The organism is Psychromonas ossibalaenae ATCC BAA-1528 (assembly GCF_000381745.1).
In the GTDB taxonomy this organism is placed as follows: domain Bacteria; phylum Pseudomonadota; class Gammaproteobacteria; order Enterobacterales; family Psychromonadaceae; genus Psychromonas; species Psychromonas ossibalaenae.
In genome coordinates this window covers 41076-47267 of record NZ_KB907004.1, presented here as the reverse complement: position 1 = coordinate 47267, position 6192 = coordinate 41076, and the positions used below count along the sequence as shown (strand labels likewise).

At 42.7% G+C, this 6192-nt stretch carries 5 protein-coding genes; 1 reads left to right on the top strand and 4 read right to left on the bottom strand.

Features of this window, described 5'->3' with window-relative positions; translation table 11 throughout:
* The first annotated feature begins 569 nt into the window (after window positions 1-569).
* Window positions 570-1118, top strand: a complete 549-nt coding sequence (locus G327_RS0116625; protein WP_019615933.1) for a gamma carbonic anhydrase family protein — start codon at window positions 570-572, stop codon at window positions 1116-1118.
* An 82-nt stretch (window positions 1119-1200) separates the two neighbouring features.
* Here G327_RS0116625 and argH read toward each other — a convergent pair whose 3' ends face one another.
* From argH to argB, 4 genes are all read right to left on the bottom strand, one after another.
* On the bottom strand, window positions 1201-3075 hold the full coding sequence (gene argH / locus G327_RS0116620) for an argininosuccinate lyase (RefSeq protein WP_019615932.1): 1875 nt from the start codon (window positions 3073-3075) through the stop codon (window positions 1201-1203).
* Window positions 3076-3225: 150 nt separating this feature from the next.
* Window positions 3226-4431, bottom strand: a complete 1206-nt coding sequence (locus G327_RS0116615; RefSeq protein WP_019615931.1) for an argininosuccinate synthase — start codon at window positions 4429-4431, stop codon at window positions 3226-3228.
* A gap of 4 nt (window positions 4432-4435) precedes the next feature.
* Window positions 4436-5347, bottom strand: coding sequence for an ornithine carbamoyltransferase (locus tag G327_RS0116610; protein ID WP_019615930.1), 912 nt, complete (start codon window positions 5345-5347; stop codon window positions 4436-4438).
* Between the two features lie 35 nt (window positions 5348-5382).
* Window positions 5383-6183 (bottom strand): acetylglutamate kinase, encoded by an 801-nt coding sequence (argB, locus tag G327_RS0116605; protein ID WP_019615929.1) that lies wholly within the window; start codon window positions 6181-6183, stop codon window positions 5383-5385.
* Window positions 6184-6192: the final 9 nt, after the last annotated feature.

Here is a 6192-nt window from a genome sequence, read left to right as displayed (position 1 = left end):
CCAGCGTTCAATCTGAGCCATGATCAAACTCTTCAATTTAAAGTTTAATGCGGTTTCTTTTTCGTAAGAAAAAGAGAACCTAGCTCAATATTACTGACTAAAACTAATCACCGAAGTGATTTGTTATTCTGAATTAATGAATTAATTCGTGTGTCATTCTATTGATAATGTAACTCTTTCACGAAGTGAAAAGTTACTTTGATTTTTTTTGAAATCACATCAACAATGAATGTCCACACAGATTGTTTGATTAAATTGTTAAAGAGCGTGCCTTTCGGCGAGGTGCGTATATTACGTCACCAGCGAACAATGTCAACGGTTTATTTTAACTTTAAAAGCAAACCTCTTTCATTCTAAGACTTGGTGATTAGCCTGCGCTGCATCCCGTGTCTGTGGGGTCGCATTATAGGGATTGCGCGATCATTGGCAAGTGTTTATTGCACAAAAACGGCTTATTTTTGCAATTAATTTTTATACCTGTTTTGCAAACAAGTTATCCACAACTTTGCTTTTGTTATCCACACATTCTTATCGTATAGTTGCCTTTCTTTCTTAATAATGAGGTTTCTATGCTTCCTGTCTTACGTGCTTATAGGGATACTTTTCCTAAAATCGGGGATTCTGTCTATATCGACCCTTTTTCTTCTCTTATTGGTGATGTTGAATTAGCTGATGATGTCAGTATTTGGCCCATGTGTGTTTTACGCGGAGACGTTAACCATATAAAGGTAGGTAAACGCACTAACATTCAGGACGGCAGTGTTTTACATGTCGCTCGTAAAGGCGAAGCAAGCATTGAGGGATATTCTCTACATATTGGTGAAGATGTAACCGTGGGTCATAAGGCGATGCTTCATGCCTGCCAAATCGGCGATCGGGTTTTGATCGGGATGGGCGCTATTGTATTGGATAATGCCCGTATCGATGATGATGTTATTTTAGCAGCCGGGGCATTAGTTCCTCCCAACAAACATTTACCATCAGGTTACCTTTATGTGGGGTCCCCTGCTAAAGCAGCCAGAAAACTAACCGAACAAGAGTTTGCCTTTCTCAAGCGCTCTGCCTGTCATTATGTAAAACTTAAGAATGAATATATAGAAGAAGCAGAGAGCAAGTAATACTGAAAGCTACTGACAGATATAAAAATGGAGCTTCTACTATATAGCAGGAGCCCCACTTCTTAATATTGAAGAACTTATTCTAAATAGTTTCTTTATGAATTAAGGTACTGCTGCTGATATGAAACTCTAAAGCCACTTCATCACACGCATGTTGACGTATGCACATAGCACAGTCTTTCATTACTTTTTCCGGCATCATGGACTTACTCGTCGGGCTGAAGCCTAGTTTCATAAAGAACTCCGGCATGCGTGTTAATACAAAGACACGCTTAATCGCTAACTTCTCTGCACGTTTAACTAACAATTCCACCAGCGCACTACCTTGGCCACGGCGTTCAAAGCCCGGTTCAACACCTAACGAACGAATTTCAGCAAGACCAGTATCGTAAATATATAATGAACCACAACCTGTTACCTGCCCTTCACATTCAGTGACAGCAAACTCTCCGACTGATTGTGCTAAATCAGATTTATCTCTAGGCAGGTTTTCGCCTTTAACAGCCCAATGGTTGACCATTGATTCAACACGCTCTAAATCTGTCAAACGTGCGGTACGAATAATAAGGCCTGAAGTATCCCGATCTGCTAAACGCTGCTCTGCTTCTGATAGTGCATATTCGATCTGCTCCGGCGAAACACCACCTTGTGCTTTACGCGCAGCTAATGTCGCTTCCAGCGTTAATACCGGATAAACATCATCTTCAATCACATCAGAGAATTCTTTAAACTGAGCAACCGTCAACTCTTCCAGCGGCACACCTTTTTCAATCGCCACAACAACTGCAATACCAACGATATGGTGAGCTTCACGGAAAGGAATGCCTTTCGCGACTAAGTAATCTGCAAGTTCAGTTGCATTTGAATAACCGCCCTGCGCCGCTTCTTTAGTACGCTTCTCATTAACTTTAAGATCCGTCAGCGCCATGGAAGCCATTTCAAGACAATCGCCCCACGTATCTAATGCGTCAAATAAGCCTTCTTTGTCTTCCTGCATATCTTTATTGTAAGCAAGCGGCAATGCTTTCAGTGTCATTAACATTCCCGCTAGTGATCCAAATACACGGCCAGATTTGCCACGAATAAGCTCCATCGCATCCGGATTTTTCTTCTGCGGCATTAGCGATGAACCAGAAGTCACCAGGTCAGACATTTCGATAAAGGCAGATTCACCACTATTATAGAAAATTAGATCTTCAGCCATACGCGATAGATGCACCATAGAAAGCGTTGCACAACTCATCAATTCAACAACATGATCTCTATCTGATACGGAATCCAAACTGTTACGCGTTGCCCGGGCAAAACCTAAAGAGTGCGCTAATGCGGTTCTGTCCATGGCGTATGCAGTACCGGCCAGTGCACCGCTTCCAAGCGGACAGGTATTTAAACGTTCAAGGCAGCCTTCCAAGCGGCTATGATCCCGTTCTAACATTTCTAAATAAGCTAAACACCAGTGTGAAAACGTCACCGGCTGCGCACGCTGTAAATGCGTATATCCAGGAAGCACAACTGCCTGGTGAATACGGGCAAGTTCAATTAACTTAGCTTCTAAATTATCCAGATGAACAATCAGATCCTGTGCCGTTTTTTTACACCATAGTTTTAAATCCGTCGCTACCTGGTCATTACGGCTTCGGCCCGTATGCAGTTTTTTACCTAAATCACCAACACGCTGAATAAGCTGCGTTTCCACCCAGGAATGAATATCTTCTGCATCAGACTGTAAGACCTGCTGCGGATTTGCCTGTACTGAAGCTAGTAACTCATTTAATGCAGCTTCTAAATATTTTTGTTCGTCCTGCGTTAAAACATCAACCGTTTGTAATGCTTGAGACCAAGCAATTGAACCAATAATGTCCTGCTCTGCAAGACGGTAATCGAATTTTAATGAATCATTGAACTGTTTAAATTTTACGTCTGCCGCCTGACTAAAACGTCCGCCCCATAATGCCATGTTAATGCTCCGTCGCTTGTTTCTAGTAGTTAGTTTCTTGTTTTAAACAAGGTCTATTTATATTCACTCTAAAACTAAAGCGTATATAAATAGAAATTCCTGTCCGACGACCAAGCCGGACAGGAATTGTATGACGACTGTCTGCTTCGCTTATTTACTGTTCAGCGTACGGATACGGCTTGAAAGTGAATATAAACGAATAAATCCTTCTGCATGTTTCTGATCATAAACATTGTCATCACCAAATGTCGCAAACTCTTCAGAGTAAAGGCTGTTTGGTGACTGTTTCTTAACCGCAACTGCTTGACCTTTATATAGGCGCACAACGACTTCGCCGTTTGCATCTTGAGCAAGAGACTCAGAAGCCGCTAATAAAGAACCACAAAGCGGCGTGAACCAGCGGCCGTCATAAACTAAGTGAGCAAATTCCTGACCCACTTGATCACGCCAGCGGCGAGACGGCTTGTCATGTACTAGTTCATCAATACCACGCAGAGCTGTTACCATAACAGTACCGCCGGGAGTTTCATAACAACCGCGAGACTTCATGCCCACTGTACGGTTTTCTGTAATATCAACACGGCCAACACCATGTTTAGCCGCTTTTTCATTAAGCAGCATTAATGCATCATATGGAGAAAGCTCAACACCGTCTACCGCTACAACACGTGCGTTTTCAACTTTAAGCGTTAAATATTCAGGCTCATTCGGCGCATCAAGCGGATCAACCGTTAATGTCCAAACTCCTTTGCTCGGCTCGTTATTCGGATCTTCTAACTCACCGCCTTCGTGAGAGATATGCCATGCATTTGCATCACGACTATAAATTTTTGTCGCACTTGCTGTTGTTTCAATATTACGCTCAGCCAGGTAATCCAGCAGATCTTCACGCGAAACCATGTCCCACTCACGCCATGGAGCAATAACCTGCAGCTCCGGAGCAAGTGCGGCAAAGCAGCTTTCAAAACGGATCTGATCATTACCTTTACCAGTACAACCGTGGCAAACTGCATCAGCACCGACTTTAAGCGCAACTTCAACCTGTGCTTTAGCGATGATCGGACGAGCCATTGAAGTACCTAATAAATAAGTGCCTTCATAAACCGCACCGGCAGCAATTGTCGGGTAGATATAATCTTTAACAAACTCTTCTTTAAGATCCACAATGTGACATTCTGAAGCACCAGAAGCAATAGCTTTCTCGTGCAGTCCCACCAGCTCTTCTTCGCCCTGACCAACATCGGCACAGAAAGCTACAATTTCACAATCATCGTAAGTTTCTTTTAACCATGGAATGATTGCAGAAGTGTCTAAGCCGCCAGAATAAGCGAGTACAACTTTTTTTACTTTAGTCATTTGATTATTTTCCTTTCATCAATGTCAGCATGATAGCATTTTGAATGTGCATTCTATTTTCTGCCTGGTCAAAAATTAACGAAGCAGGACCATCCATCACCTCAGAGGTGATGTCCAAGCCGCGATGTGCAGGCTGGCAATGTAGTACATGTTTAATACCAGTTAAATCTAATAATTCCTGGTTAATCTGATAGGGCATAAATTTGGCTTTAATCTGCTCAAGCGGCGTATCATCTCCCATTGACAGCCAGGTATCCCCGTAAACCACATCATAACCTTTAATATCTTCAATATTGTTAGTGACGCTGATACTACCGCCGTTTTCAGCGGCAATCGCTTCTGCCGCTTTCATAACCTGCGCATCCGGGCTATGACCGATAGGGCAAACCGCTGTCACCGTTGCCCCTAAAATTGCGCCGGCAATAAACAGTGAGTGAGTGACATTATTACCATCACCAATATAAGCTAATTTTACTTTAGAAACATCATCATACTGCTGTGAAATAGTTAAAAAGTCAGCCATTGCCTGACAGGGATGGTAAAGATCACATAATGAGTTAATAACAGGCACACTTGAATACTGCTGCATTTCAAGCAGTGTTTTATGATCATAAACACGCGCAACAATACAATCTGCCCAGCGGGAAATATTCGCGGCGAAATCTTTAACATCTTCACGACTTCCCATTGCACCATTTGCCTGATCCAGGTATACGACATGACCGCCAAGTTTATTCACACCAATATCAAAAGTGACACGCGTGCGTAATGACTGTTTCTCGAATAGTGTAACAACACTTTTACCCGCTAACTCTTGTGCATATTTAGCCGGATTCGCTTTTAAATCTTTACCCAGTGCAATCAGATCTAACGCCTGCTGCTGAGTCATTTCCATACCTGTCAGTAAATTTTTCATATTCAACTCTCTACGTAAATACGTGCTTTAAATAACTATTTAACTACTTTTGTGCCCACTGCATGACCGGCAAGCAGTGATACTAATTTCTCTGGACTTTTCCAGCTTGCCAACATGACATAACCTAATGAATCAGCAGCCTGCAGTGCAGCTTTTACTTTTACAGCCATACCGTCACTGATGACATTCTGTGCAATCAGTGTATCAGCTAACTGTGTATTCAATTCAGGAATAACCTGCTTCTGTGCATCCCATACACCGTCAACATCAGAAAGAAAAACCAGCTCAGCATCCACCAGCTCGCAAATAGTAACAGCCGCCTGATCCGCATTAACATTATACAAACGCGCATCTTCTCCAATACCGATAGATGAAATTACCGGGAGAAAGCCACCAGACAACAGGCCGTTGATTAATAAAGGGTTATTCGCAGAACAAACACCCACGGCGCCCAGTTCCGGATCAAGTTGAGTAACACTGCAGCTGAAACCGTCTGCCAGTGATAAACCGACAGCGGAAAGACCGGCCTGCAGTGCTTTCGCCATTAACAGTTTATTTGACGTACCTGCCAGCGCTCCCGCTACATAGGGGATCTGTTCGAAAGGTGTAATACGTAACCCGTCTTTTTTCTCGCTGACGATATTCATTTTATTTAAAACATCTTCCACAATCACGCCACCGCCATGTACTAATAACAATGGGCGCTTTTGCTTTTCAAGGTATGCGGTTAATGCTGAAAACAGATTGCTTAATGCCTGCTCGTTTTCAAGTACTGCACCGCCAAGCTTGATCAGCAGGGGTTTAAGTAAATCGTGCTTTAATATTGTCTGTGTCATTTTCTAAAA